General features: G+C 33.0%; 1 protein-coding gene. It reads left to right on the forward strand.

From position 1 onward, the window contains the following. Positions 1–283 precede the first annotated feature (283 nt). A complete protein-coding gene (locus tag HMPREF1640_RS03560; RefSeq protein ID WP_036892475.1) occupies positions 284–883 on the forward strand; it encodes a hypothetical protein in 600 nt (199 codons plus the stop codon). Positions 884–1,014: the final 131 nt, after the last annotated feature.

The raw sequence follows: 1,014 nt of genomic DNA on the forward strand, positions 1-1,014 counted from the left end.
CGATTGACAAAAAACCATCTATTCTTTTCTATTTTAGCACTTTTGGAGACCCCTAAAAAGTGTCGGAAATGTTGACAAAAAGCGAGAATAGTTATGTTGTCAAGATGTAAGAAAGATGAGCAAATATTTACAAGAAAATAGCCTTAATTTTGGGAATATACTGTTTCTGAAGTGTTTACGTCATAAAAAAAACTTTATAAGTGTTAATATTTGCAACTTGCCATAAAAATGAAAAAGAAAACACTTACTTTTGTAAACTGTATAAATCATAAAAAATATTACAATGAACAAAATGAACATTTTGAAGTATTTTTCACTATCCTTGTTTTTAGCTGCAGCGATTGTTTTCACGGGATGTAGTAAGAGTGATGATGGTAATGATGGTAATGATAAAGTAGAGGTAGCCGACTATGCTAAAAACATTGTTGGCACATGGGAAATGGAAGGCTTGTCTATCTCTCTTGCTGACAAGAAAACATCAGCGAAATATAACGTTGAGGTAAAACTTGATGCCATAAGTGGTTCAAAAATTTCCATGAACGGCAAGGAACTTGACGAGAAAATGCTGAAGGGGCTTGGTTTTAAACTTTTAGTAGATGATTTTCCTGTACAAAGGTTACAGTTTGACAAAGACCACAAAATGACGTCTTATGAATATGATGGTGGTTGGAAAGCAGGCGATGATAAACCCACATACGATATCAAGAATGGTGTGCTTACCATAATATCATCGGATAACATATCTATGAAAATACTCTCTATGGAGCGAAATTCTTGCATATTTGATGTGCCTGCATTTATGGAAGAAATGATGAAAGATTATAAGTTGACAGAAATGTTTGATGTAAAATCAGCAAAGCTCAAAATGAAGAGAATAGGCTGATAGCATTCCTTGCTTGTACAGAATAGTCTTTTTCCAGTTATGAATACTTGGGAAAAGTCTATTTTCTTTTTAGTAAGATAGAATAGCTTTTAGTAAGACGTGCTTACTATATTTGGTTTTATTACTGTCCA

It is taken from the genome of Prevotella sp. S7-1-8, from assembly GCF_000758925.1.
In the GTDB taxonomy this organism is placed as follows: Bacteria; Bacteroidota; Bacteroidia; order Bacteroidales; family Bacteroidaceae; genus Prevotella.